Annotated in this window: 23 protein-coding genes; 12 read left to right on the forward strand and 11 right to left on the reverse strand. The window is 39.4% G+C overall.

Annotated features, from left to right (window positions below):
- Positions 1 to 73: 73 nt before the first annotated feature.
- Together L0B53_RS08590 and L0B53_RS08595 are read left to right on the forward strand one after the other, a co-directional pair.
- Positions 74 to 712 carry a TIGR04219 family outer membrane beta-barrel protein gene (locus L0B53_RS08590; protein WP_235061667.1) on the forward strand — a complete coding sequence of 213 codons (639 nt, stop codon included), beginning with the start codon at positions 74 to 76 and terminating at the stop codon, positions 710 to 712.
- Positions 713 to 996: 284 nt separating this feature from the next.
- A complete protein-coding gene (locus L0B53_RS08595; protein WP_235061668.1) occupies positions 997 to 1,224 on the forward strand; it encodes a thymidylate kinase in 228 nt (75 codons plus the stop codon).
- 203 nt (positions 1,225 to 1,427) lie between these two features.
- On the opposite strand, the gene L0B53_RS08600 is transcribed toward L0B53_RS08595, so the two are convergent.
- A complete protein-coding gene (locus L0B53_RS08600; protein WP_235061669.1) occupies positions 1,428 to 2,048 on the reverse strand; it encodes an FKBP-type peptidyl-prolyl cis-trans isomerase in 621 nt (206 codons plus the stop codon).
- A gap of 684 nt (positions 2,049 to 2,732) precedes the next feature.
- Here L0B53_RS08600 and L0B53_RS08605 point away from each other — a divergent pair.
- A complete protein-coding gene (locus L0B53_RS08605; RefSeq protein ID WP_235061670.1) occupies positions 2,733 to 3,365 on the forward strand; it encodes a LysM-like peptidoglycan-binding domain-containing protein in 633 nt (210 codons plus the stop codon).
- A gap of 41 nt (positions 3,366 to 3,406) precedes the next feature.
- Here L0B53_RS08605 and L0B53_RS08610 read toward each other — a convergent pair whose 3' ends face one another.
- Both L0B53_RS08610 and L0B53_RS08615 read right to left on the reverse strand, forming a co-directional pair.
- Positions 3,407 to 3,865 carry a GNAT family N-acetyltransferase gene (locus tag L0B53_RS08610; protein ID WP_235061671.1) on the reverse strand — a complete coding sequence of 153 codons (459 nt, stop codon included), beginning with the start codon at positions 3,863 to 3,865 and terminating at the stop codon, positions 3,407 to 3,409.
- A 144-nt stretch (positions 3,866 to 4,009) separates the two neighbouring features.
- Positions 4,010 to 5,968, reverse strand: a complete 1,959-nt coding sequence (locus L0B53_RS08615) for a bifunctional 2',3'-cyclic-nucleotide 2'-phosphodiesterase/3'-nucleotidase (protein ID WP_235061672.1) — start codon at positions 5,966 to 5,968, stop codon at positions 4,010 to 4,012.
- Between the two features lie 190 nt (positions 5,969 to 6,158).
- On the opposite strand from L0B53_RS08615, the gene L0B53_RS08620 reads away from it, so the two are divergent.
- Positions 6,159 to 6,728: a hypothetical protein gene (locus L0B53_RS08620; protein ID WP_235061673.1), complete on the forward strand. Its 570-nt coding sequence runs from the start codon at positions 6,159 to 6,161 to the stop codon at positions 6,726 to 6,728.
- A gap of 138 nt (positions 6,729 to 6,866) precedes the next feature.
- On the opposite strand, the gene fbp is transcribed toward L0B53_RS08620, so the two are convergent.
- The gene (fbp, locus tag L0B53_RS08625; RefSeq protein WP_235061674.1) at positions 6,867 to 7,892 is read right to left on the reverse strand and encodes a class 1 fructose-bisphosphatase; all 1,026 of its coding nucleotides are present in this window, start codon (positions 7,890 to 7,892) and stop codon (positions 6,867 to 6,869) included.
- A 309-nt stretch (positions 7,893 to 8,201) separates the two neighbouring features.
- Between fbp and mpl the strand changes: the two genes are divergently transcribed.
- Positions 8,202 to 9,557 carry a UDP-N-acetylmuramate:L-alanyl-gamma-D-glutamyl-meso-diaminopimelate ligase gene (gene mpl / locus L0B53_RS08630; protein WP_235061675.1) on the forward strand — a complete coding sequence of 452 codons (1,356 nt, stop codon included), beginning with the start codon at positions 8,202 to 8,204 and terminating at the stop codon, positions 9,555 to 9,557.
- Between the two features lie 90 nt (positions 9,558 to 9,647).
- On the opposite strand, the gene L0B53_RS08635 is transcribed toward mpl, so the two are convergent.
- The 3 genes from L0B53_RS08635 to argR form a co-directional block, all read right to left on the reverse strand.
- Entirely contained in the window at positions 9,648 to 10,085 is a 438-nt protein-coding gene (locus tag L0B53_RS08635) for a universal stress protein (protein ID WP_235061676.1), read from the reverse strand.
- A gap of 103 nt (positions 10,086 to 10,188) precedes the next feature.
- Positions 10,189 to 12,750, reverse strand: coding sequence for a TRAP transporter permease (locus L0B53_RS08640; protein WP_235061677.1), 2,562 nt, complete (start codon positions 12,748 to 12,750; stop codon positions 10,189 to 10,191).
- 506 nt (positions 12,751 to 13,256) lie between these two features.
- Positions 13,257 to 13,727 carry a transcriptional regulator ArgR gene (argR, locus tag L0B53_RS08645; protein ID WP_235062206.1) on the reverse strand — a complete coding sequence of 157 codons (471 nt, stop codon included), beginning with the start codon at positions 13,725 to 13,727 and terminating at the stop codon, positions 13,257 to 13,259.
- 345 nt (positions 13,728 to 14,072) lie between these two features.
- Between argR and mdh the strand changes: the two genes are divergently transcribed.
- On the forward strand, positions 14,073 to 15,014 hold the full coding sequence (gene mdh, locus L0B53_RS08650) for a malate dehydrogenase (RefSeq protein WP_235061678.1): 942 nt from the start codon (positions 14,073 to 14,075) through the stop codon (positions 15,012 to 15,014).
- A 168-nt stretch (positions 15,015 to 15,182) separates the two neighbouring features.
- On the opposite strand, the gene ispB is transcribed toward mdh, so the two are convergent.
- Positions 15,183 to 16,154: an octaprenyl diphosphate synthase gene (ispB, locus tag L0B53_RS08655; RefSeq protein WP_235061679.1), complete on the reverse strand. Its 972-nt coding sequence runs from the start codon at positions 16,152 to 16,154 to the stop codon at positions 15,183 to 15,185.
- Positions 16,155 to 16,448: 294 nt separating this feature from the next.
- On the opposite strand from ispB, the gene rplU reads away from it, so the two are divergent.
- The 6 genes from rplU (at position 16,449) to folA (ending at position 20,442) form a co-directional block, all read left to right on the forward strand.
- Positions 16,449 to 16,760 carry a 50S ribosomal protein L21 gene (gene rplU, locus L0B53_RS08660; protein ID WP_235061680.1) on the forward strand — a complete coding sequence of 104 codons (312 nt, stop codon included), beginning with the start codon at positions 16,449 to 16,451 and terminating at the stop codon, positions 16,758 to 16,760.
- Positions 16,761 to 16,778: 18 nt separating this feature from the next.
- A complete protein-coding gene (rpmA, locus tag L0B53_RS08665) occupies positions 16,779 to 17,036 on the forward strand; it encodes a 50S ribosomal protein L27 (protein ID WP_235061681.1) in 258 nt (85 codons plus the stop codon).
- Positions 17,037 to 17,274: 238 nt separating this feature from the next.
- Positions 17,275 to 18,450, forward strand: coding sequence for an Obg family GTPase CgtA (gene cgtA, locus L0B53_RS08670; protein WP_235061682.1), 1,176 nt, complete (start codon positions 17,275 to 17,277; stop codon positions 18,448 to 18,450).
- A 170-nt stretch (positions 18,451 to 18,620) separates the two neighbouring features.
- Positions 18,621 to 19,409 carry a threonine/serine exporter ThrE family protein gene (locus L0B53_RS08675; protein WP_235061683.1) on the forward strand — a complete coding sequence of 263 codons (789 nt, stop codon included), beginning with the start codon at positions 18,621 to 18,623 and terminating at the stop codon, positions 19,407 to 19,409.
- Positions 19,409 to 19,873, forward strand: coding sequence for a threonine/serine exporter family protein (locus tag L0B53_RS08680; RefSeq protein WP_235062207.1), 465 nt, complete (start codon positions 19,409 to 19,411; stop codon positions 19,871 to 19,873). Before L0B53_RS08675 ends, L0B53_RS08680 begins: the two co-directional genes overlap by 1 nt.
- 71 nt (positions 19,874 to 19,944) lie before the next feature.
- Complete coding sequence (folA, locus tag L0B53_RS08685) at positions 19,945 to 20,442, forward strand: type 3 dihydrofolate reductase (RefSeq protein WP_235061684.1); 498 nt, start codon at positions 19,945 to 19,947, stop codon at positions 20,440 to 20,442.
- A 164-nt stretch (positions 20,443 to 20,606) separates the two neighbouring features.
- Here the strand turns inward: folA and L0B53_RS08690 are convergent, their stop codons facing one another.
- From L0B53_RS08690 to surA, 3 genes are all read right to left on the reverse strand, one after another.
- Positions 20,607 to 21,440, reverse strand: coding sequence for a symmetrical bis(5'-nucleosyl)-tetraphosphatase (locus L0B53_RS08690; RefSeq protein ID WP_235061685.1), 834 nt, complete (start codon positions 21,438 to 21,440; stop codon positions 20,607 to 20,609).
- Positions 21,441 to 21,516: 76 nt separating this feature from the next.
- Positions 21,517 to 22,332 carry a 16S rRNA (adenine(1518)-N(6)/adenine(1519)-N(6))-dimethyltransferase RsmA gene (gene rsmA, locus L0B53_RS08695; protein WP_235061686.1) on the reverse strand — a complete coding sequence of 272 codons (816 nt, stop codon included), beginning with the start codon at positions 22,330 to 22,332 and terminating at the stop codon, positions 21,517 to 21,519.
- Between the two features lie 160 nt (positions 22,333 to 22,492).
- Positions 22,493 to 23,785, reverse strand: a complete 1,293-nt coding sequence (surA, locus tag L0B53_RS08700) for a peptidylprolyl isomerase SurA (protein ID WP_409202833.1) — start codon at positions 23,783 to 23,785, stop codon at positions 22,493 to 22,495.
- Positions 23,786 to 23,827: the final 42 nt, after the last annotated feature.

Here is a 23,827-nt window from a genome sequence, read left to right on the forward strand (position 1 = left end):
AGATGATAAACAAAATAAATTTTTGCTATATTGATTGTTTGAACCTATCTATTTGAATAAACGGAATTAAATAATGAAGAATAAACTGGTTATTGCCTTGTTGGCAACGATGGGAGTGGCGACAACTGCCAATGCTGCAACGGTTCTTGGTGTTAAAGCCGGTGTGTCAGCGTGGGCTGTAGATAGTGAAATTAAACAGCATGGTAGCTCTGATGATACGGGTGATGATCCAAGTTATGGAGGATTTGTTGCCATTGAGCACTTTATTCCTCTTGTACCAAATTTTAAAGTTCGTTATAACAAATTTGATGTTAATGATGCAGAATTAACCAATAGCGATCTTATTGCCTATTATGAAATCTTGGATCTTGATGCCTTAAGTGTCGATCTTGGTGTCGCCGCCACTTATATTGATAGTCAAATCTACCATAAAAACTTCAGTGGATTCGCACCAAGTGTCTATGCGAATGTTGATTTTTCAATCCCTGCTACCCCTATCTCTTTTTATACTGAAGCTAATTTTGGTAGCTTTGATAACACCTCAACGTTAGATGCTCAAGCTGGTATTAAGTGGGGATTAGGCTTAGCCGCCTTTGATCTTAATATTCGAGCAGGCTATCGTATTATCGACAATGATTATGATGATTTTGATAACTTTACAGGAAAATATCGTCAAGATGGTTTCCTGATTGGTTTAGATTTTGATTTCTAAATTGAGCTTTTATTGAACAATTCTGCACGATAGTGATTGATGTACTAAAATTAATAACAGCAACAATCTATTCTCACCATCAGGTTGATGCATATACCTTTCTTACTTGAAGTTGCTAGGCTTGGTTTATTGCAGTAAAGACTGCACTCATTTGGCTCTATGAATCGATACTTATAGGGCTTAGCTCATTTACCAATGACTAACAATGTGAATGGTTTTAGGTATAGCCAACAGGCAACGTTATATTTAGAGCATCGTTATTCGTATTACCGTGTGGAGTTGGTATGACATTATCAGAGCTAAAAGGATTATATGGGGACAATCTACTGACAGAGGCGGTTATAGAACCTGCTGTGCAGCATGAAGGGTGGATTGTTGAGTTTCGCTTAAATCAAGGAAATCTTGTACCTCTTACTGATAGCTCAGGATCAGAGCAATATTGTGACTCAATAGATACTGCCACTGATTTAGCAAACCAGGTTGGTTTTAAGCAAGCCAGAATTATTGATTAAGTTGATAAATATTGTCGTAACTAAAAGGTCATTGCGGATGATATTCCCTTGATACTTGATACTTGATACTTGAAACGGCTAGGTTGTGGATAATGTTGTTTCGCCTCCTATTCATGCCCATTATTTAAAGTATGGATAATAAAAAAGCCCATGTGATTTCTATGATTAAATAGAACACATGGGCTTTTTTTAATGAGGAAGAATTATAGGATATCTAATAATTCAACTTCAAATACAAGTGCTGCGAATGGAGGGATAGCAGCACCTGCGCCACGCTCACCATAAGCAAGATCTTGAGGGATGTATAGTTTCCACTTAGATCCAACAGGCATCATTTGTAGAGCTTCAACCCAACCCTGGATAACACCAGTGACAGGGAACTCAGCAGGTTGACCGCGCTGTACAGAGCTGTCGAATACAGAACCGTCAGTTAACATACCGTGATAGTGAACACGTACTTGCTTGTCGCTAGTCGGGATTTCACCTGTACCTTCAACAAGAACTTCATACTGAAGACCTGACTCAGTTACAGTAACTTCTGGGCGCTGTGCATTATCAGCTAAGAAAGCTTCGCCGTCAGCAGCTGCTACTTTAGCAACTTCTTTACGTTGTTCTTCTGCACGAGTGTGGATATCACGTAATGCGTTGTTGATATCATCTACTTCGATTTCAGGCATTTCGCCAGCCATTGAAGTTGCAATACCTTTAGCGATAGCTGCAACGTTTAATCCTTCTAGGCCACTGCTCTGTAGCTGTTGACCCATTTGTAAGCCAATACCATAGCTTGCTTTTAGTTCTACTGTATCTAGTTTAATGTCAGACATTGTCTTCTCTTTAATTAAATTTAATCAAGGGGGTGAGAATAACAGTTCGAGAGTTATGGGTAAATGTTATCGAAAAGAAACAGTCAACTATTTTTGATCTACACCTCATTTTATACTCAAAATAATGGGAGTGACTAATCGGTGGAAAGTGGAAGTTTATCAGTATGTCTGCACAATCTGATTGGTTCGAACGAACTTTATTCTTTAATTAGACTCTATGATGATTGTGATTAAAGAATGACACTCTAAATATTATTTAAGTCTTGTTACTCAAGTCTGATGACTTAATGATGATTGATGCGAGCAAATGCAGCCAACAACCTAGCACATCAAGTAATAAAGGGATAAACGTTCGCTAATCATAGGGTAAATCAAGTTAAGAGTGTGTCAACTTTGAACTCTATCGTGCTTATTTTTAAGATATTAATATAGAATATACCTTATTATTTGAAGTTGAACGGTTAGCATTATAGCTGAGATAGGTGTATTTATTGGCTGTCGTTGAGTAACGCATGGACTTTAGGTATAGAGGATGGCGACTTGATAAACGGCAAAAACGATAGATTAGGTTATAATGATTTAGCTATCATTTTGAAGAGTTTTCTTTGCCTTTTTTATATAAAAAGTACCAAGAGTCAAAAGATTGATGTGGAATCGTGATTTGAAATGGAATGGAGTATATCAGTGCTAAATTTAAAGCAGAGGTTATCTCGCCTAATAAATGATAAGAAGAAAAGATCTGATTTATTGTTAAACGTATCTCATCGCTTACAAGCGTGTCGAGCCTTGTTGGATCATTATTATCATCAGTTACCAAAGCGTCATCGCCGAGGAATTTTAGGCCTTGTTATTGTGCTGTTTATTGTGATTATTTGGCCACAATCGTCATTGGATGATAAAGATAATTTGGGAACAAGCTCATCAACAGTTGAAAAAGAGCTACCGATCTCTGTCATTGGCTTAAGTGAACAGTCTGCCACATTGGCAACTGGACAGAATTCATCGTCATATTCAAATCGTGAACAAAGACAGGTTATTGATAAAGTTGTTAATACCGATTGGCAGAGTTACCAGATTCAAGCGGGAGATACGTTGAGCGCGGTATTTCGTAAGCATAACCTCCCTCTTCCAGACCTTTATGCGATTACGGCTATTGAAGGGAAATCTAAACCTCTATCTAGAATTAGTCCTGGGGCAACATTACGTTTTAAACGACTGCCTAGTGGTGAGGTCGATGTTTTACAGATTGAACGCATAAAAAAAGAGCCGGTGATGTATTTTCGACTCTCTAATGGTTCATTTTCTCAGGGGAAATAATCGCTAAGATACAGAATAATATTAATGATGATTTTAAATTATTAGCCTTTAGAGATGATCATATCAAGGTGAGGAATACCATCCTCTAAATACATATCAGAGGTAATCACAAAACCGTGACTCTGATAAAAATCCATTAGGTATTGTTGAGCACCGATCTCGATACTTTGTTGTGGCCATAACTCTTCAGCTAATGCTAATCCTTTAATTAATAGCTGGTGGCCATAACCATCTTTACGAGCAGTAGGGCAGACAAGCACACGACCTAAACTCACTGAATCAGCAAAGCTCACGCCTTTGGGAAGTAGACGCATATAAGCCACAAGCTTGTCATCGACATAACCCATTAAATGGTAAACACCTTCGACTCTATCTTTGTCATCCATATCGAGATAAACACAATTTTGCTCAACGACAAAAACTTCTGAGCGTAGTTTCATTATTTCATAAAGCGCATTGATATCGAGCTGGTTAAATGTCGCTGTTTGCCAAGAGATCATGATCTACCTTCTTTTTTCATTTTAAAAAATTAATTGCCACATAATAAAAAACCTCAGATTGAAAAGAAATCAAAATGAGGTTTTTATTTTTAGTTAGGCACGTTAATTTTCATACCTAAGATTTTAATGTTGCGTTGTTTAGAGTTACTTAGTTAGATCAACTTTATAAACTGCAAAACCAACATCATCATGACCGACTTCAGTCATTGGGTACTGACCTCGTTCTTTAACAAACTTAGCCGCTTTCTCTGATGGTGACGTTTCAAAAACAACATTTAGGTTTTCACCTTCAATTGGAGCAAAACGCCAGTTATTATCAGCACTTGGTGTGACTTCGCCTTTCTCTTTACTTACGCGAGAGATATAGCTAGCAACAATTGAGCGGTTCTCATCTGGAGATGCAAAAGCGATGAACTCTGGACCTGTACCTGCAAATTTACCACTGTATGCACGGTAGTTGTTTGCCGCGACTAGGAACGTTTGCTTAGGATCAATCGCTTTACCTTGGAAAGTTAATCCTTTAATTCGGTGAGAATCTGCATTAACCAGTTTACAGTTACCGTCATAACGAGCCGGTTGAGTGACATCAATTTGATAATCAACACCATCAATGACATCAAAGTTATAGGTACGGAAGTCATCCCAATTGATTAATTGCTGTTGTTCTGTGCTATTTGGATCAATTTGATTGAACTGACCAGCAGCACACTCTAACCATTCACGAACTTCGTTACCAGTTACTTTTAGCGCCACTAATGTGTTCGGGTAAAGATAAAGGTCCGCTGCGTTACGGAACGTTAGTTGACCTGATTCAACTTCAGTAAAGTTACCTGGATCATTCTTACGACCACCGGCTTTAAATGGTGCTGCAGCTGAAAGTACAGGTGTACCATCTAAGTCTGGATCACCTTGAATAAAGCGTTCTACATAATCTTTTTGTGCAAGGTTAACAATCTGAACCGTTGGATCATCTTGAACTAACGCTAAGTAGCTGTACATGATGTCGTTAGACTTACCAATTGGTTGGTTAACGAAATCAAGTGTTCCTTGGTGCTCTTCTGCAATAACAGCAATCATCTCTTTGTCAGCTTCAACTAATGGTGCTTTATTTTTAGCATCATAGATTGGACGTGCTTCAGATTCACCTTTAACAACATCCCACTTACCATCAATCATTTTAAGTTCTAGATCGATAACACCAACATGGTTACCCCAGCGACCCGGCATAACAGAAGCAACACCATTTACGGTGCCCATCTCGTTATCAACACCTTGAATACCATCAAAGCCTTTTCCAGGGAAAGTACCGTGAGAGTGGCCAAATGTAATCGCATCAATATCTTTCACTTCAGATAGGAAGTAAACCGAGTTTTCAGCTAATAGTTTATAAGGTTCTGTTGATAGACCTGAGTGAGGGATCGCAACAATAACGTCTGCGCCTTCAGCTTTCATTTGTGGAACAAACTTTTCAGCGGTTTGCTTGATATCTTTTGCGACAACGATGCCTTCAAGATTTTTCTTATCCCACGTTAAGATTTGAGGTGGCACAAAACCGATATAACCGACTTTAATATTGTGCTCTTTACCGTCAGTATCTTTAAATTTGTAATCTTTGATAACGTAAGGTGTGAAGAAGTTTTCGCCAGTTTTTGCATCATACACGTTGGCATTGATGTATGGGAATTTTGCGTCGTTAATCGCTTCTTTTAGGAAGTCTAAACCGTAGTTGAACTCGTGGTTACCAAAGTTCGCTGCTTGGTAGTCCAATAAGTTCATTGCTTTATAAGCGGGGTGAACATCCGTCGGGGTTAGGCCACGATCAGCCATGTAATCACCCATTGGACTACCTTGAAGTAGGTCGCCATTATCAACTAATACGCTGTTTACAACTTCAGCTTCCGCTTCTTTTACGGCTGTTGCTGTGCGAACAAGACCGATTTTTTGAGTTGGCTTATTCTTGTAGTAATCATAATCCATGATATTTGTGTGAATATCTGTAGTTTCGATAACGCGTAGCTTAATCGTCTCTGCAAATGCAGGACCAGCCATCGTTAATAAACCACCTAAGACAGCAATTGAAAGTGGCTTCATTGCTTGCTTCATAAATCAACTCCATTAATTATTGTGCAAAAACTTGCATAAGGTAACAAAAAAAAGAATCTTGAAAATAATTCTCTTTTAATTTTGAGTTCTAAGTCCCATTTATAACTGCGCATTTTATCTCTCAATCGTTCTAATGTTGATATTTATTTTTAAAAAAGGAACCTTAGATCTCAAAATAAGGAGAGGAACTGTGAAAAAAGAGCAATTATTACATTATAAACTCTATTTTATTTGGCCTAATGATCGTTTATTGCCCGAAGTGAAATGGAGTGAAGCATATGGACGGTTATTTATATTAAAGGCACCTTCTATTGCAGTATTTGATTCTGTAGCGTTTCAAGAGGCAATTCAAAATCAAATAATAGACAGACAAGCTTGCTACCATACGATTTCTCAAGTCTCTATTGAGTTAGACGATCCATTATTAACCGCGGATTTGGAGTTACAGAAATTACTCTGTTTGATTGAGCTTTATCAACAGCAAGGTGTATTAATTTTGATTGTGGGGTGCTTCAATGACCAACTAACAAGTAGTGATTTTATTCATCGTTGGCCATATTGTCGAATTAGTGAGCTAAAGCTTAAAGAAAGTGAACTATCTCAGTCATTATTTAATCGTCGTGTTTTTGAGTCCCAAGCCCATTATCAAGCAGATAATTTTGACTTTAACTTATTGGTCGGCAGTGTAATGGATGAGTTATTGCAAGGCGAATCTCTATTTACCCAAATTGATCATCAATCATTGAATTCGAAAGTTTAGTTATCACGATATGTCTATCATATTAATAATAACCCCAGAGTTTATACTGGGGTTATTATGCCTTTCTTACTTTCGGTATATATTTCTTATCTATAACCTTCAGTATCTTTATTTTGGAGGTGATACGGGATAATTAATTTATTCTGATCCTGGGTTACTCTCTTCTGCAGCAAGGAACTCTTCAATTGTGAGCACCATATTGCGAGAACCGACAAAGAACGGAACACGCTGATGTAGTTCGGTTGGTTTGAGATCCATAATACGTTTATCGCCATCAGAAGCGATACCACCTGCTTGTTCCATGATGAAAGCCATTGGATTGCATTCATACAACAGGCGTAATTTACCTTGTGGGTGAGAATGCGTACTTGGATAAAGGTAGATACCACCTTTTAATAGATTACGATGGAAATCGGCAACCAAAGAACCAATGTATCGCGAGGTATAAGGACGATTATCCGACGGTACAACCTCTTGACAATATTTTAGATATTTTTTAACTCCGGTCGGGAAGCGAATGTAATTCCCTTCATTAATAGAATAAATCGTGCCATCTTGAGGGATTGTCATGTTTTCATGAGAGAGACAGAAAACACCAAGCGACGGATCATAAGTAAAACCGTGTACTCCATTACCCGTGGTATAAACCAACATGGTTGATGAACCATAAATCACATAACCAGCGGCAACTTGTTGATTCCCTGGTTGAAGGAAATCTTCTTGAGTTGGTGGTGTACCAACAGGAGAAACGCGACGATAAATAGAGAAAATGGTACCAACAGAGACATTGACATCAATATTTGAAGAGCCATCAAGGGGATCCATTAATACGACATACTTCGCATTACGGTTTAATTCCTTGTTGAAAGCAACCGCTTCATCTTCTTCTTCACTGGCAACACCACAAACTTGGTCTCGTGCTTCTAGGGCTGCTTTAAATTTTTCATTGGCGTAAAGATCCAGCTTTTGTTGCTCTTCGCCTTGAATGTTTTCATTACCAGCGGCTCCTGTAATATCAACCAAACCCGCTTTGTTGATCTCACGATTGACGATTTGAGAAGCCAATTTAATTGAACCAAGAAGAGAAGAGAGATCACCACTGGCATGTGGAAAATCATTTTGCTTCTCTATAATAAATTCACCTAGTGTTCTTATTTCAGACATCCGATTTCCTTAATAATGTTAAACTATCATAAAGTGAAATATCCCTGTTCATTACTCGACCTTGATATTTTTGTTGCGAGTTACTTAACTCTGCTATCAGCCAAAATGGAATAAATCAGGGAAAGATTAAGGTAATTTTCACTTCTTATAGGTATTTATTTGAAGATCAATTACAGTTAATAAATAGGGAACTACTGTCTTAGAACAATACATGATTCAGTAGATAAAGAAAGGTCAAATTTCGATCTAATGTAACTGTTTTGTGATGTTTTTCAATGTCATTTATAACATAATTAAAAAGTAGTGATTATGCATATTCATATTTTAGGTATTTGCGGCACATTTATGGGTGGTGCTGCTATTTTAGCCAAAGAGCTGGGACATAAAGTGACCGGGAGTGATACCAATGTTTATCCTCCAATGAGCACGCTTCTTGAATCAAAAGGTGTGGAAATTATTCAAGGTTATGATCCTTCTCAATTAGAACCTGCACCTGATTTAGTAGTTATAGGTAATGCATTAAGTCGTGGTAATCCTTGTGTTGAATATGTTCTCAATCAAGGTTTGCGTTATGACTCAGGACCGAAATGGTTATTTGATTTTCTTCTTAAAGATCGTTGGGTACTCGCCGTTGCAGGAACTCATGGTAAAACCTCTACCGCCAGCATGTTAGCATGGATTCTAGAGGATTGTGGTTATCAGCCAGGCTATTTGATTGGTGGTGTGCCAGGTAATTTTGATGTCTCAGCCCGTTTAGGTAATACGCCATTTTTTGTGGTGGAAGCGGATGAGTATGACAGCGCCTTTTTTGATAAGCGATCTAAGTTTGTCCATTACCACCCAAGAACTTTAATTATTAATAATCTTGAATTTGATCATGGCGATATTTTTAATGATATTTCTGATATCCAACGTCAATTCCACCATCTCATTCGCACTATTCCAAGTGAGGGGCGGATCTTAGCGCCATTGGATAACCAGAATGTTGCAGAGACGATTGAGATGGGGTGCTGGAGTGAATTAGAAAGCTCCGGAGAAACAGGGCAGTGGCAGAGTCAAAAAGTGACGGCGGATGGTTCTGAATTTGAGATTTTATTCGATCAACAAGTGGTAGGAAAGGTCAAATGGTCATTGATTGGTGAGCATAACATGGCGAATGCAAGAATGGCGGTGGCTGCTGCTCGTCATGTTGGCGTGACACCTGATCTTGCTTGTCAATCACTTGAAACATTTATTAATGCTAAACGACGCTTAGAGTTAAGGGGCTGCGTCAATAATATTTCAGTTTATGATGATTTTGCTCATCACCCAACGGCGATTCAACTGACTCTTGAAGGATTGAGAGCTAAGGTCGGAGAACAACGTATCTTTGCGGTACTTGAGCCGAGATCAAATACCATGAAGTCGGGTGTCTTTAATGACAAGATTGCCCCTGCACTTGAGTTAGCGGATCAGGTTTTCTTCTATCAAGATGATCATCTTTCATGGTCGCTGGAACAAATAAAAGCAGAGTGTCAACAACCCACTGAAGTCTATAATGATATTGATAAATTGGTGATGGCGATTAAGGAACAAGCGCAACCTGAGGATCATATCTTAGTGATGAGTAATGGTGGCTTTGGTGGTATTCATCTCAAATTACTTAAGGCACTGGGTCGCGAGTAAAAGAGTGAGGTTAATAAATCAGGGCTGATTGAATAATCTCAATTTAGCCCTGATACAAAAAATCTAACGATTCAGGATTAACAAAACTGATTAGCCTTGTGGTTTTATTACCATCACGTTAATCGGTGAGTTCTCAACCACTTTTGCCGCCACAGAACCGAGCATTACTTTATCTAATCGTGAACGTTTATGGCTTGGGATAATAATAAGATCAGCGTTAATTTTTGCACTCTGTTTTAGAATGGTGGTGTAGGGTTTTCCTTCTTCAATATGAAGATGGTAATTAACGTTTTCCGTGATGTACTTAGCCGCAAATTTTTCTAATTGAATTTTTACATCTGCTTTCATCTGTTGCGCGGCTTCTTGTGGAAAATAGCTTGCGACCATTGACATATGGATCCCAGGCAGTACGTTGAGCAGGTGGATCTCAGCCCCCATTGTGGCTGCTAATGCTTGTGCTTGTTCTAGCGCCTTATCGGCAAAACTCTCTTCATTTAAATCGACTGGAACTAGGATGTTCTTATACATAGTTTTCTCATTCTTACCCATCGTTAATGATGAATTCTTTGGTCGAAAAAAGTTGGTTTAATGGGGATATTCGGTATCCCCATTAAACGTTATGATGACGCTATTATTTCACACATCGTCTTCTTTGATTCCAACCAATGCCAAATAATAGAAGTAAAGTTGGTACAAATACCCACTCTTTCATCGGTCTATCGGTTGGTGTCGCAATATCAATAATCTGCCAATCAAAAGAAATCCCTACCATCTCAGCTGGACTACTGAATTGAACCATATCGACGATCATCTTATCATCTTGCTGACTTAACATAAGACCGGTTGAATCGATACGCTCTTGACCATCAGTTAGGTTTTCATCAAAGGGTAGTTGAACTGTCTTTGTGATGATCTTTCCATCAATATTTTCACCCGCAACACGTAATATTAAAGGCTGGTTTGCAGGGACATCACCCGCCACTTCAATTATCTCAGTACCATTATGGATGATATTTGGCGCATAAACTTTATCCCACCAGAAGCCTGGGCGGAATAGGGTAAAAGTGATCAACAATAGTAGAATGGTTTCCCACCACTTATTCTTCGTCATCCACCATCCTTGAGTTGCCGAAGAGAAAACCAGCATCGCAATAGTTGCCGAACTGACGGTTAAGAATAGGTGCCACAAGCTATCAATTCCGATCAACAATAATTGAGTATTGAAGATAAACATAAAGGGTAGAATGGCAGTACGGATATCGTAGGTAAAACCTTGTAAACCAGTACGAATCGGGTCTGATTTAGCAATAGCAGCAGCGGCAAAGGCAGCTAAGCCCACTGGCGGAGTATCATCAGCCAAAATGCCAAAATAGAACACAAATAGATGAACGGCAATTAATGGAATGATCAAGCCATTCTGTGCACCTAAAGTAACAATTACTGGCGCCATTAAGGTTGAAACAACAATGTAGTTTGCTGTCGTCGGTAACCCCATACCAAGGATTAAGCTGATGATCGCAGTGAAGATCAGCATCAATATAACGTTACCATCTGAGACAAACTCAACAAAGTTGGTCATCACAAAACCGATACCTGTTAATGTTACTACACCAACAACCACACCTGCTGCTGCTGTCGCTACACCGATACCAATCATATTACGAGAGCCGCTGACTAAACTCTCAATAAGGTCAACAAATCCGGCTTTGATGGCATCTTGCATCTGTTGCTGTTTATTGAAAATCGCAAATAGAGGGCGTTGAGTGATCAAGATAAAGATCATAAATAACGTCGCCCAAAAGGCAGAGAGTCCTGCTGAGAATCGCTCAACCGTCAAACACCAAATTAGAACCACAATAGGCAGCAAGAAATGCAGGCCTGATTTAATCGTTGGCCCTGCATCTGGAACTTCAGTGATCTCATCATTTAAATCTTGCTGAGCATACTCTTGATAACCAGCAGAGAAACGAACTAGTCCAATATAGGCAATTAAAACAAAAATTCCCACGATATAAGTCGCGGCATCACCAAAGACATCTTTGGTCCAGCCGATACCGTAATAGACCGCACCACTGAGAATTATCAAGCTTAGAATGGTGGCAGTAAATGACATCAGAGTATGAGTTAAACGCGTTGTTGTACGGCGCGGTAATCCTTCCATGCCAGCTTTACATGCTTCTAAATGCACAATGTAAAGTAATGCGATGTAAGAGATTAAAGCGGGCAGAATCGCATGCTGAATAACTTCAACGTAAGAAATTCCAACGTACTCAACCATTAAGAAAGCCGCAGCTCCCATAATCGGTGGCGTTAACTGACCATTAGTTGACGCCGCCACTTCTACTGCACCTGCTTTATAGTCAGGGAAGCCAACACGTTTCATTAACGGTATTGTGAATGTTCCGGTAGTCACAACGTTTGCAATCGAAGAGCCAGAGACTAACCCTGACAAACCTGATGCAACAACCGCAGCTTTTGCTGGGCCTCCACGCATATGACCGAGTAATGAAAATGCTACTTTAATGAAGTAAGAGCCTGCGCCAGCTCGATCTAACATGGCACCAAAAAGGACAAAGAGGAAAACAAAAGAAGTTGAAACTCCTAACGCAACCCCAAACACCCCTTCAGTTGTTAGCCATAAGTGGGACATGGCTTTATTCAAGCTTGCACCTTTATGAGCAATAACATCTGGCATATGCGGGCCAGCGAAAGTGTAGAATAAGAAAATTGCGGCAATCGCCATCAATGGTGGACCTAATGCTCGACGAGTTGCTTCTAGTAGTAAAAGCATGCCGATAACCGAAACCGTCACATCCATTGTTGTTGGTGCGCCAGAACGATCGGCTAATTGGTCATAGAAGAGAAAAAGATAACCCGCAGCAAAGCTGCCCAAAAGTGCCAGTATCCAATCTTGAACTGGAATTCGATCACGAGGTGAGCTTTTTATAGCAGGGTAGGCGGTAAATGCTAAAAAGATAGCAAAAGCTAAGTGTACTGAACGAGCTTCTGTGTCGTTAAGTACGCCAAAGTTGAAAATAAAAGGCAGAGGAGAGGCGTACCAAAGTTGAAATAGCGCCCAGCAAAGCGGAACAAACCAGATGATTTTTCCACTTAATCCTTTGGGATTCCTTGCGCCAGTATCGGATTGTGCAACCATTTCTTGCACATCCGCTGTTGACTGTGTCTTACTCATATTAATGTCCTTTAATGAGTATACCCTCTAAATTGAGGCCACGAATATATTGACGATAATGATTCGTCGACTAGTCGCTTCAATGAGTTTGGATATATATTTTGACTTGACGTTATAGTCGTCTTTTATTTATTAAACTAACGAAAACTTAACGTCATTTTATCTGTCCCTATTCGTTTTTTGTCGATAATCTTGATACTGAATTGAAAGCGAATTTAGCTTTATCCGTCATTATCCCTTATTTGAGGCAACAGATTATAGTTCAGTAAAACATAAGATTTTTAGCTTGTTGATTGAATATTGAAGGCATAATGCATCAAGTTATCAACAAAGTTTAAACTAATAGAGGTGTGTAATTTAATGATCAATTTACATTATTTTGATGTTTTTGGGAATAGAGTGCAAAAACAAAAAACATAACTCCTTATTAATCATTGGGTTATGTTTTTTTGTTTGGGGGGATTTTGAATTATTATTACTTTTAAAACATAAAAGCGACGATTCTGTTAACGAATATAGTCAAATAGATCGCAGATTGAGTTAAACAGTTTTTCTGTCGTCGTTCCTTGAGTTGGTGTGACAAAAATAGTGTCATCACCTGCCACTACACCTAAAATACCTTCTGTTTTTCCTAATGAATCCAGAAGACGAGCAATTAATTGCGCCGCACCTGGACCTGTATGGATCACAATCAGTGAATCATTAAAATCCACTTCCATGATCAGATCTTTTAATGGGCTATTAACCGTTGGGACTCCAAGCTCAACCGGAAGGCAATAAACCATCTCCATTTTGGCATTTCGTGTTCTAACTGCACCAAATTTGGTTAGCATACGGGATACTTTGGATTGATTTATGTGATCAAACCCTTGAAGTTTTAATGCATCCACAATCTCACTCTGGGAGCTAAACTTTTCATCTTTTAAAATAGATTTGAATGCTTTCGTTAGTCGATCTTGTTTATCTGAATTTCGCATAATAGGTTTAGTGTGGAAAATAAGGTGGAGGTATTCTCGCATAGCTAAACAGGTTGCTGCAACTCTAGTTACTAAAATTTATTATTTAAGCAGAGAATAAAACTTGGTAAGTTATTATCTATTTGAAATTAAAGAATTATTAATTTTCACTATTATTATTTTATGAATAGATATATAAATATAAGCAACAATATAACTATTTTGTAAATTGGGTGTGAGATTTTAGTTGTTAGTTTGCTCAATATCGCAAAGCTTATGTTCACGTATTGTTTTTATTTTGTAGTTACTATAACGTAACTAAGTAGAACAATGCGGATAACATTTTGTACATTAAGGAGAATGAAAATGAAAGTTGCTGTAGTAGGTGCCGCTGGTGGTATCGGTCAAGCGTTAGCATTATTACTTAAGAACCGCCTTCCTGCGGGTTCTGATCTGTCCCTCTATGATATTGCACCAGTAACACCAGGTGTCGCTGCAGATCTAAGCCATATCCCGACGCCGGTCGCTGTTAGTGGATTTTGTGGTGATGATCTTGCACCTGCATTAGATAATGCGGATGTGGTATTGATCTCTGCGGGTGTTGCACGTAAGCCAGGAATGGATCGTGCCGATCTTTTCAATATCAATGCTGGTATTGTTAAGTCATTAATGGAGCAGGTTGCAGTTAGCTGTCCAAAAGCTTGTGTGGGGATTATTACAAACCCTGTGAACACGACAGTGGCGATTGCTGCTGAAGTACTGAAAAAAGCGGGCGTATATGATAAGCGCAAACTGTTTGGTGTAACTACACTCGATATTATTCGTTCAGAAACATTTGTTGCTGAGCTAAAAAACAAAGATCCAGGTCAGATTAGTGTACCTGTTATCGGTGGTCACTCTGGCGTAACGATTCTTCCTCTACTTTCTCAGGTTGAAGGTGTTGAGTTTACTGAAGAAGAAGTCGCTGCATTAACTCCGCGCATTCAGAATGCAGGTACCGAAGTTGTACAAGCTAAAGCGGGTGGTGGTTCTGCGACATTATCAATGGGTCAGGCAGCATGCCGCTTTGGTCTATCTTTAGTTCGTGGTCTACAAGGCGAAGAGAATGTGGTTGAGTGTGCTTATGTTGAAGGTAACGGTGAGCATACACGTTTCTTTGCACAACCAGTTCGTTTAGGTAAAGAGGGCGTTGAAGAAGTTCTTGGTTACGGTGAATTAAGTGCTTATGAGCAAAAAGCATTGGAAGAGATGCAAGAGACATTATCATCAGATATCCGTATCGGTGAAGAGTTTGTTGCAACAGCTTAATTGATTGTTTTAACAGCATGATAATTTAATGATTATCTGAAAATACAAAAGCGAGATCAGGTCATAAACCTATCTCGCTTTTTTGTTTTCGATATCTCAAAGCAATATCGATACTTTTATTTTTAACTTGTTGTGTATCACCCTAATGCTAGTGACGACAATAGCAAATTAGCTACGGCGGTGGACTGCAATCTCAGCTAAAGCGATGAGAGCTTGTTTATATTCACTTTCAGGGATGATTGATAATGCTGCTATCGCTTTGTCAGCTTCTTCTTCTGCGCGTTGTTGTGTGTAAGCAAGAGAACCGGTTTGTTCCATGGTCTCTAAGATTTCAGTCAGCTTATCACGACCATCACCCTGTTCAATTGCTGTTTTAATTACCGCACTCTGCTCGGCGGTGCCGTTATGCATTGCATGTAATAGAGGAAGAGTTGGCTTTCCTTCTGCAAGGTCATCGCCAGCATTTTTGCCCATCTCTTCTTCACTGGCGCTGTAATCTAATAGATCATCAATGAGCTGGAATGCGGTACCAAGATAACGACCATAATCTTGCAGTGCGATCTCAATCTCTTGAGGTTGATCCGAAATGATCGCTGAGATCTGAGTGGCAGCTTCAAATAAACGCGCTGTCTTTGAATAGATCACTTGCATATAGTTATCTTCAGTGGTTTCTGGATCATTACAATTCATTAATTGTTGAACTTCCCCCTCTGCAATGACGTTAACCGCATCACTCATTAACTCAAGGATCCTTAATGATCCTAAGCTGGTCATCATTTGGAACGAACGCGTATAAATATAGTCACCGACTAATACACTGGCTGCATTACCAAAGGTTGCGTTGGCGGTTGCTTTACCTCGGCGCATATCCGATTCATCAACGACATCATCATGAAGTAGCGTTGCCGTATGGATAAACTCAACAAAAGCTGCGGCTGTAGTATGAGCTTCGCCTTGATAGTCGAGAGCTTTGGCTGCAAGTATAGTTAATACAGGACGGATTCGTTTACCACCACTATTGACGATGTAGAAGCCGAGTTGATTAATCAGAACAACATCAGAATTGAGTTGAGCCATGATTTTATTATCAACATGAGACATATCTTCGGCTGTTAGCGCTTGAATTGCTTTGAAATTCATTGTTTACCCGACTAGTGATACCATCTTTGGCATTAATAAAAGAAAATATTATGTTAATATTTTACACGAAAAGTAAAGGAGGGACAGAGGGTTAATCATATTTGATGGTGACTATTATTGCCATTCATCATATTTGAACAGCTTTTCGCCAATTTTATTTACTTTAATCCTTGTCATCTTGGGTAAAGTAACGTAGAATTCGCGCCCTATTGTAGATAAGATTATCGCATACCCCTTAGCAATATTTATACATTTATTAGCTAACAGGCTATGCGGAAAAAGCGGAGTTAAGTAATGTACGCGGTTTTCCAAAGTGGTGGTAAACAACACCGAGTAAGCGAAGGTCAAACTGTTCGCTTGGAAAAGCTGGACGTTGAAACAGGCGCATCTGTTGAGTTTGACAATGTTCTGCTAGTAACCAACGGCGAAAACGTCAATGTTGGTGCACCTTTCGTTGAAGGCGGAAAAATCACTGCTGAAGTAGTGAACCATGGTCGTGGAGACAAGATCAAGGTAGTTAAGTTTCGTCGTCGTAAACATTCTCGTAAGCAAATGGGCCACCGTCAGTGGTTCACTGAAGTCAAAATTACTGGCATCAGCGCTTAATTAGAAGGAGACGAAGAAATGGCACATAAAAAAGCTGGTGGTTCTACTCGTAACGGTCGCGATTCAGAAAGCAAACGTCTAGGCGTTAAGCGTTTTGGTGGCGAATCTGTTCTTGCAGGTAACATCATCGTTCGTCAGCGCGGAACTAAATTCCATGCTGGAACTAACGTAGGTTGTGGTAAAGATCATACTCTATTTGCTCTTGCTGAAGGCAAGGTTAAATTTGAAGTTAAAGGTCCTAAAAACCGCAAATTCGTGAGCATCGAAGCTGAGTAATTAGCAATTCGATAACGATACCGAAGCCCTGCCAAATTGGCGGGGCTTTTTATATGCTGGAAAGTAAGATAATCCTATATCTACTTGCAGTCGTGGATATAGGATTGTCAATTATCATCACCTGAAATAGGTTGAAGTATTAAGCGAGTGATAGCATAAGATAAGCTATACTATGTTCAATATTGATGATAACAATCGACATAAAGTAGTAACGATATACGCGTAAGCGGAGAGAACAATGAAATTCGTTGATGAAGCGGTAATTAAGATTGATGCAGGTGACGGTGGTAACGGTGTAAGTAGTTTCCGTCGCGAAAAATATGTACCTCGAGGTGGCCCTGATGGCGGTGATGGTGGTGATGGTGGTGATGTTTACCTACTTGCTGACGAAAACCTTAACACCTTAATTGATTATCGCTTTACTCGCTTCTATGCGGCTGAGCGTGGTGAAAATGGTCGTAGTGGTAACTGTACCGGTAAACGTGGTGATGATTTAGTACTAAAAGTGCCTGTCGGTACTCGTGCTGTTGATGAAGATACGGGTGAAATTGTTGCCGATCTTACTGAGCATGGTATGAAGATCATGGCGGCAAAAGGTGGTTTCCACGGATTAGGTAATACCCGTTTTAAATCATCGGTAAACCGAGCTCCTCGTCAAAAGACCATGGGTTCTGAAGGTGAAGTTCGTAGTGTTCGTTTAGAGTTACTACTACTTGCTGATGTGGGTATGCTTGGTCTACCAAATGCAGGTAAATCAACCTTTATCCGTGCAGTATCAGCAGCTAAACCTAAAGTCGCAGATTATCCATTTACTACATTAATCCCTAGTCTAGGTGTTGTGAGTGTGGGTGCTGAACGTTCATTTGTTGTTGCTGATATTCCAGGTCTAATTGAAGGTGCCGCTGAAGGTGCAGGTTTAGGTATTCGCTTCTTAAAACACTTAGAGCGTTGTCGTATTCTACTTCATATGATTGATTTAATGCCTTCTGATGAATCAGATCCAATTCAGAATGCGTTAACTATCATTGATGAGCTTGCACAATATAGTGAAAAGTTAGCTGATAAGCCGCGTTGGTTGATCTTTAATAAGATCGATTTACTACCAGAAGATCAAGCGAAAGAGATGATCGAACAGATTCTTGATGCATTAGCATGGGAAGATGACTACTACACTATCTCGGCAATTAATCGTGATGGAACGAAAGCGCTTTGTTATGATCTGATGGACTTTATCGAGACGTTACCAACAGAAATTCCAGAGATTGAGAAAGCGGAAGAGAAAGTTGAATTTAAGTGGGATGATTACCACGATCAACAGATCCGTGAAGCCAATGCTGAAAGTGATGATTGGGATGACGACGATTGGGATGATGAAGATGACGATCATCCAAATGTTATCTACGTACGAGACTAGTTCAAGCTTAAAAGCTCGCTCTTAAAAACGTACGTATAAATATTATTAAAAACCGCTTTGTCCTAACTCTAGGATGGTAAAGCGGTTTTTTTGTATCTATTTTTCAGAACACTATTGTTGATAATCAGAAAACCCTTATTATATCTAAGGTTTTATTTTTGGAGTAATTAGTGGTGGTTGAGGTATCAACAAGAGTAGATCGTCAGCGAGAGATTTCTCGATTGTCGATAACAGTCGGACAAATCCTGTTACAACATGGTGCTGAGAGCCGGTTAGTGGTAGGAATTAGTCAACGAATAGGTTTAGCATTAGGAGCGGATAGTGTTGAAATTTCTCTATCGGCAAGTTCAGTCACCTTAACGACGATTATTGATGATCAATGTATGACGACTACGAGGCGTAGTCCTGATCGTGGCATTAATATGCAGATGATCACCGAGATCCAGAGGATCTGTATTTTAACCGAACGTAAACTCTTAGATATCCAAGATGTCCATAATCAGATTGAGAAGTTACAACCACTTCGTTATAACCGTTGGCTAGTGTTATTGATGATAGGCCTCTCTTGTGCCTCATTTAGCCGTCTTGCAGGTGGAGATTGGTGGGTCTTTTTTATGACTTTTCTTGCCTCTTGTAGTGGAATGTTTATCCGCCAAGAGATCGCTTCCCGCCATTTTAATCCACTATTAAACTTTGCTTGTACGGCGTTTGTGACCACATTAGTCTCTTCATTAGGGGTTATTTTTTCTCTCGGAGATGAGCCTTTTATTGCAATGGCTTCTTCAGTCTTGATGTTAGTTCCCGGTTTTCCTTTGATCAATGGCGTATCAGATATGGTTAAAGGTTTTAGTAATATGGGGATAGCTCGTATTGTGATGGCAACCTTACTTACTTTGGCGACCAGTTTAGGAATTGTCGGTGCGATGAACATTACTGGCGTTTGGGGCTGGATATCATGATGACACTGTTACTTGGGCTGATTAATGATATGTTCTTTGCCATGATCCCTGCGGTAGGTTTTGCTTTGGTATTTAATGTCCCAGTTAAAGCACTAAAATATTGTGCTATTGGTGGCGCCATTGGACATGGATTACGTTATATTGGTCTTCATTTTGGTCTCTCGTTAGAGTGGTCAACATTAATTGCTGCCTCAACGGTCGGGATGATCGGTATTCATTGGTCGCACCGTTTTTTAGCTCATCCGAAAGTATTTACCGTTGCCGCGATGATTCCTATGGTCCCTGGTGTTTTCGCTTTTAAGGCCATGATTGCGTTAGTACAGATAAATAGCCAAGGTTTTAATCCTGAACTATGGGCTGTTTTTATTGAAAATAGCTTAACAACCATGTTTACGGTAGGCGCGTTAGCAATCGGTCTGGCAATGCCTGGCTTACTTTTTTACCGTAGTCGGCCGGTTGTTTAATCTGAAGTGATGACTTTACATAGCGGTTTGAATTACAATTTAATTCATAAACTGAAGGTGGAGAGAGTGAAGTGAAAATTAGTATGATTGCGGCAATGGCAAACGATCGTGTTATTGGGCGAGATAACCAAATGCCATGGCATTTACCTGCCGACTTCGCTTGGTTTAAAAAACAAACTTTAGGTAAACCGATTGTGATGGGGAGAAAAACCTTTGATTCTATTGGTCGGCCTCTCCCTGGTCGTCATAATATTGTGATTAGCCGAAACCTCGATTTAAAGATTGAAGGTGTCACTGTTGTTCAGAACCTAGAGCAAGCAAAAAGTGCGGCTATAGAGGCAACCACTGGCGTTGATGAGTTGATGATTATTGGTGGTAGCTCGATCTATGAACTCTATTTAAAAGAGGCTGATCAGCTCTATTTAACCTTTATTGATCTACAAACAGAAGGTGATAGCTGTTTTCCTGAATGGGGAAGTGAGTGGCAATTAACTTATAGTGAAGAGCATCAAAAAGATGAAAAAAATCACTATAATTATCAATTTACCATTTACCAGCGAAATATCTAAAATCTATCTCTAAAATAATTGGAGTTGCTAGTAGGCGAATAAACACAGTCAATAATCTAGTCGCTTCAAGCCTAAAAGGTATCATGCCTTTTGAGAAAGTGAGTGATTCTTATCAACAATAAAAGATTAACTCTAATCTCTGGAATATTATTGGCTGATTGAATTTATGCATAAATAGGGCATTGAGTAACAAATTGCTTTTTGTCTTCCCATCTTAATAATGTCATTGCATTACCCCAGACACACCCGGTATCTAAACCGATAACTTGTTTATCTTGATAACCCATTAATGCTGCCCAATGACCAAAAATTAAACGCTTATTTTCAGAGCTAGAAGCTAGAGGCAACTCAAACCAAGGAACTAACTTTTCCGATTCGATGAATCGATGATCATCCAATTCTGATGGTGGAAGTTTACAAGCCATATCTAATCTACCATCAAGGTAGCAGTAACGCATTCGAGTGAGACTATTAATGGTAAATCGGTAACGTTCAATCCCTTCTAGATTATCAGACCAAAGCTTAGGTTCATTGCTATACATATTTTTGATTAGCCAAAGATAATCATCACTTTTTAAGATCGTTTCAACTTCTCTTGCTGCATCAATCGCTTGTTCAATCGACCAATGTGGATGAATACCAGCATGGCTAACCACAAATTCTGGATGTTGAGCAATCAAAGGTTGATGACGGAGCCAAGTGAGTAACTCATCACAATCATCAGCATCAAAGATAGGTTGGGTTTTATCTTTTGGATTAACACGCATAAAACCTGCAGCAGTTGCGAGTAAATGGAGGTCATGATTACCAAGTACGGTGATTGCACTCTTTCCTAATGATTTAATAAATCTCAGGGTTTCTAAAGAGTGAGGTCCTCGAGCAACGAGATCTCCTGCGAGCCACAAAGTATCCGTTTCTGGCGAAAATTCAACTAAGCTAAGTAGTTGCTGAAGCTCATCTAAACAGCCTTGTATATCTCCGACAAGATAGGTCGCCATAATACCCCTTTAATAGATTGATGAAGCAAAAAAAAGAGCGGTATTTAATCCACTCTTTTATGTTATCACTTTTTAATTATTGTTCTGGATGTTGATAATTGGCATCTAACCAATTAGCCATATCAACAAACTGCTCTAAGGTTAAATTCTCAGGACGTAATGCTGGATTGACGCCAAGAGCTTCTAACTGTTCAACCGTAAATAATTTTTTATAACAGTTGCGAACCGTTTTACGACGCTGGCCAAACCCTTCACGACAGACGCGATCTAACCATTTTAAGCTGGTTGTAGGGTAAGGAATCACTTCATAAGGTGTTAAGCGAACAATCGCAGAATCAACCTTAGGTGGTGGTGTAAACGCTTCTGGTGGCACTTCTAAAACAGGCGTTACACGACAATAGTATTGTGCCATTACGCTCAAACGTCCGTAAGCTTTGCGACCAGGGCCTGCTGCTAGACGATTAACCACTTCTTTTTGTAGCATAAAGTGCATATCTTGTACCTTATCGTGGTACTCAAAGATATGGAACATTAAAGGGGTTGAGATGTTATAAGGTAAGTTACCAAAAATACGTAATTTAGTATTGGGTTTAACCAGTTCACCGAAATCTTGACGCATTGCATCACCTTCTCGGATCTCTAACTTATCTTTTAGTTCTGGGTGAACACGCAGGCGTTGAGCAAGGTCTCTATCTAATTCGATAACGGTAAATTTATCAACAAGACGACCCACAGGCTCAGTGATAGCACCTAAACCAGGGCCGATTTCAACCAAGTTTTGACCAGGTAAAGGATTTATTGCCGCAACAATACTATCTATAATGTAAGGGTCGTTTAAAAAGTTTTGACCAAAGCGTTTTCTTGCTTTATGGCCTAAATGAACGTCATTCATGTTATCTGCTTAATATATTCTGAGTTGGCGACCACAATCCAAATGGTCGCTATTTCTATTTGTAAGTACCCGCTAACTTTCCGTGCGGTACATCGTTATTTTTACCACTTGTCGCTTAAGTGGCGACTCCTGTTTATCAGAAAGATAAATAGGAGTGAGCTTAAGATTCGTCTTGATTTACGTAGTCAATGTAAGCACTTGCTCTTAGCTCTTTTAACCAAGCTTGAGCTTCTTCATTGAACTTTCTGCGCATTAATACGTTGTAAGCTTTATTTTTTAGTGCGTCATCGGTTTTATCAACGGTGCGACGACCTTCAACTTCGACAATATGCCAGCCATGAACGGTTTTAAATGGCTGACTAATTTGTCCAATTGGCAATTTCTTAATCATATCTCTGAATTCAGGAACGTAAATTTCAGGGGCTTGCCAACCTAATTCACCACCATTGACGCCTGAACCTGGATCGTCACTGTATTTTTTCGCTAGCTCAGCAAAGGTCGCTTTACCTGACTTTATTTCAGCAAGGTATTTATTTAACTCTTTTTTCGCCCCTTGATCACTTAAGATAATCGAGGTTTTTAGTAGGATATGACGTGACTTAACTTCGGTTGCTGCAACTGAAACTTGTCCTTTAACATCCTCAATTTTTAAAATATGGTAGCCAATTCCAGATAAGAAAGGGCCTACAACATCACCTTTATGATGACCGGCAACTTGATCAGCAAACAAGGTTGGCATCTCATCTTGACTTAACCAACCCCAATTACCACCTTGTAAAGCTTTCGGGCCTTTTGAGTAAGTATAAGCAAGATTGGAGAAGTCAGCGCCATCTTTTAATTGTGCAACTAATTTATCAGCACTCTCTTTGGCGGCCACTTTACTCGCTTGATTACTGGTATCAACATTAATCTGAATATGACCAAGGTTATACTTTATTGCTTCGGAGCTTTGTTGCTCCATTGTTTTTGCTAATGCTTCAACTTCTTGTGGGATAATATTAATGCGGTGGCGTACCTGAGCATTTCTTACTTCACTGACTATCATCTCTTTTTTAACTTGTGAGCGATATTGAGTATAAGTGATCCCTTCTGCTTCAACATTTTTACGTAGTTGTTCGACAGTTGTTTTATTTTGTTTAGCAATGTTCTCAATCGCTTGATCTAGTCGAGTGTCATCAATTTGAATCCCCATCGCATTTGCTTGCTGTTCTTGTAAACTATCTAGAATTAGCTTATCAATCACCTGTTTTTTCAACACGTCTGTTGGTGGCAGCTTTGCATTATCCTTATTTTGATAACGAATACTGGCTAATGCCGAATCAATATCACTTTGTAAAATAACACCATTATTGACTATCACAGCCACGCCATCTAAGGCTTGTGGTGCAGCACTGACCATGTTGCTAACCAGTGCAAGTAAAATACCTGCACATTGAAACTTCCAATTTTTTATAGTTTTTGGCGACATAAAATTTTATCCGGTATAAAGCATCTA

The sequence above is a fragment of the Vibrio sp. SS-MA-C1-2 genome, assembly GCF_021513135.1.
GTDB lineage: Bacteria > Pseudomonadota > Gammaproteobacteria > Enterobacterales > Vibrionaceae.

Bases quoted from the DNA above. Each gene is read 5' to 3' on its own strand.
- rplU (WP_235061680.1), top strand. From the start codon at position 16,449: ATGTACGCGGTTTTCCAAAGTGGTGGTAAACAACACCGAGTAAGCGAA.
- cgtA (WP_235061682.1), top strand. From the start codon at position 17,275: ATGAAATTCGTTGATGAAGCGGTAATTAAGATTGATGCAGGTGACGGT.
- rpmA (WP_235061681.1), top strand. From the start codon at position 16,779: ATGGCACATAAAAAAGCTGGTGGTTCTACTCGTAACGGTCGCGATTCA.
- L0B53_RS08600 (WP_235061669.1), bottom strand. From the start codon at position 2,048: ATGTCTGACATTAAACTAGATACAGTAGAACTAAAAGCAAGCTATGGT.
- rsmA (WP_235061686.1), bottom strand. From the start codon at position 22,332: ATGAATGACGTTCATTTAGGCCATAAAGCAAGAAAACGCTTTGGTCAA.
- fbp (WP_235061674.1), bottom strand. From the start codon at position 7,892: ATGTCTGAAATAAGAACACTAGGTGAATTTATTATAGAGAAGCAAAAT.
- argR (WP_235062206.1), bottom strand. From the start codon at position 13,727: ATGCGAAATTCAGATAAACAAGATCGACTAACGAAAGCATTCAAATCT.
- L0B53_RS08595 (WP_235061668.1), top strand. From the start codon at position 997: ATGACATTATCAGAGCTAAAAGGATTATATGGGGACAATCTACTGACA.
- L0B53_RS08635 (WP_235061676.1), bottom strand. From the start codon at position 10,085: ATGTATAAGAACATCCTAGTTCCAGTCGATTTAAATGAAGAGAGTTTT.
- mdh (WP_235061678.1), top strand. From the start codon at position 14,073: ATGAAAGTTGCTGTAGTAGGTGCCGCTGGTGGTATCGGTCAAGCGTTA.
- L0B53_RS08640 (WP_235061677.1), bottom strand. From the start codon at position 12,750: ATGAGTAAGACACAGTCAACAGCGGATGTGCAAGAAATGGTTGCACAA.
- L0B53_RS08680 (WP_235062207.1), top strand. From the start codon at position 19,409: ATGACACTGTTACTTGGGCTGATTAATGATATGTTCTTTGCCATGATC.
- L0B53_RS08690 (WP_235061685.1), bottom strand. From the start codon at position 21,440: ATGGCGACCTATCTTGTCGGAGATATACAAGGCTGTTTAGATGAGCTT.
- ispB (WP_235061679.1), bottom strand. From the start codon at position 16,154: ATGAATTTCAAAGCAATTCAAGCGCTAACAGCCGAAGATATGTCTCAT.
- L0B53_RS08610 (WP_235061671.1), bottom strand. From the start codon at position 3,865: ATGATCTCTTGGCAAACAGCGACATTTAACCAGCTCGATATCAATGCG.
- L0B53_RS08590 (WP_235061667.1), top strand. From the start codon at position 74: ATGAAGAATAAACTGGTTATTGCCTTGTTGGCAACGATGGGAGTGGCG.
- L0B53_RS08615 (WP_235061672.1), bottom strand. From the start codon at position 5,968: ATGAAGCAAGCAATGAAGCCACTTTCAATTGCTGTCTTAGGTGGTTTA.
- mpl (WP_235061675.1), top strand. From the start codon at position 8,202: ATGCATATTCATATTTTAGGTATTTGCGGCACATTTATGGGTGGTGCT.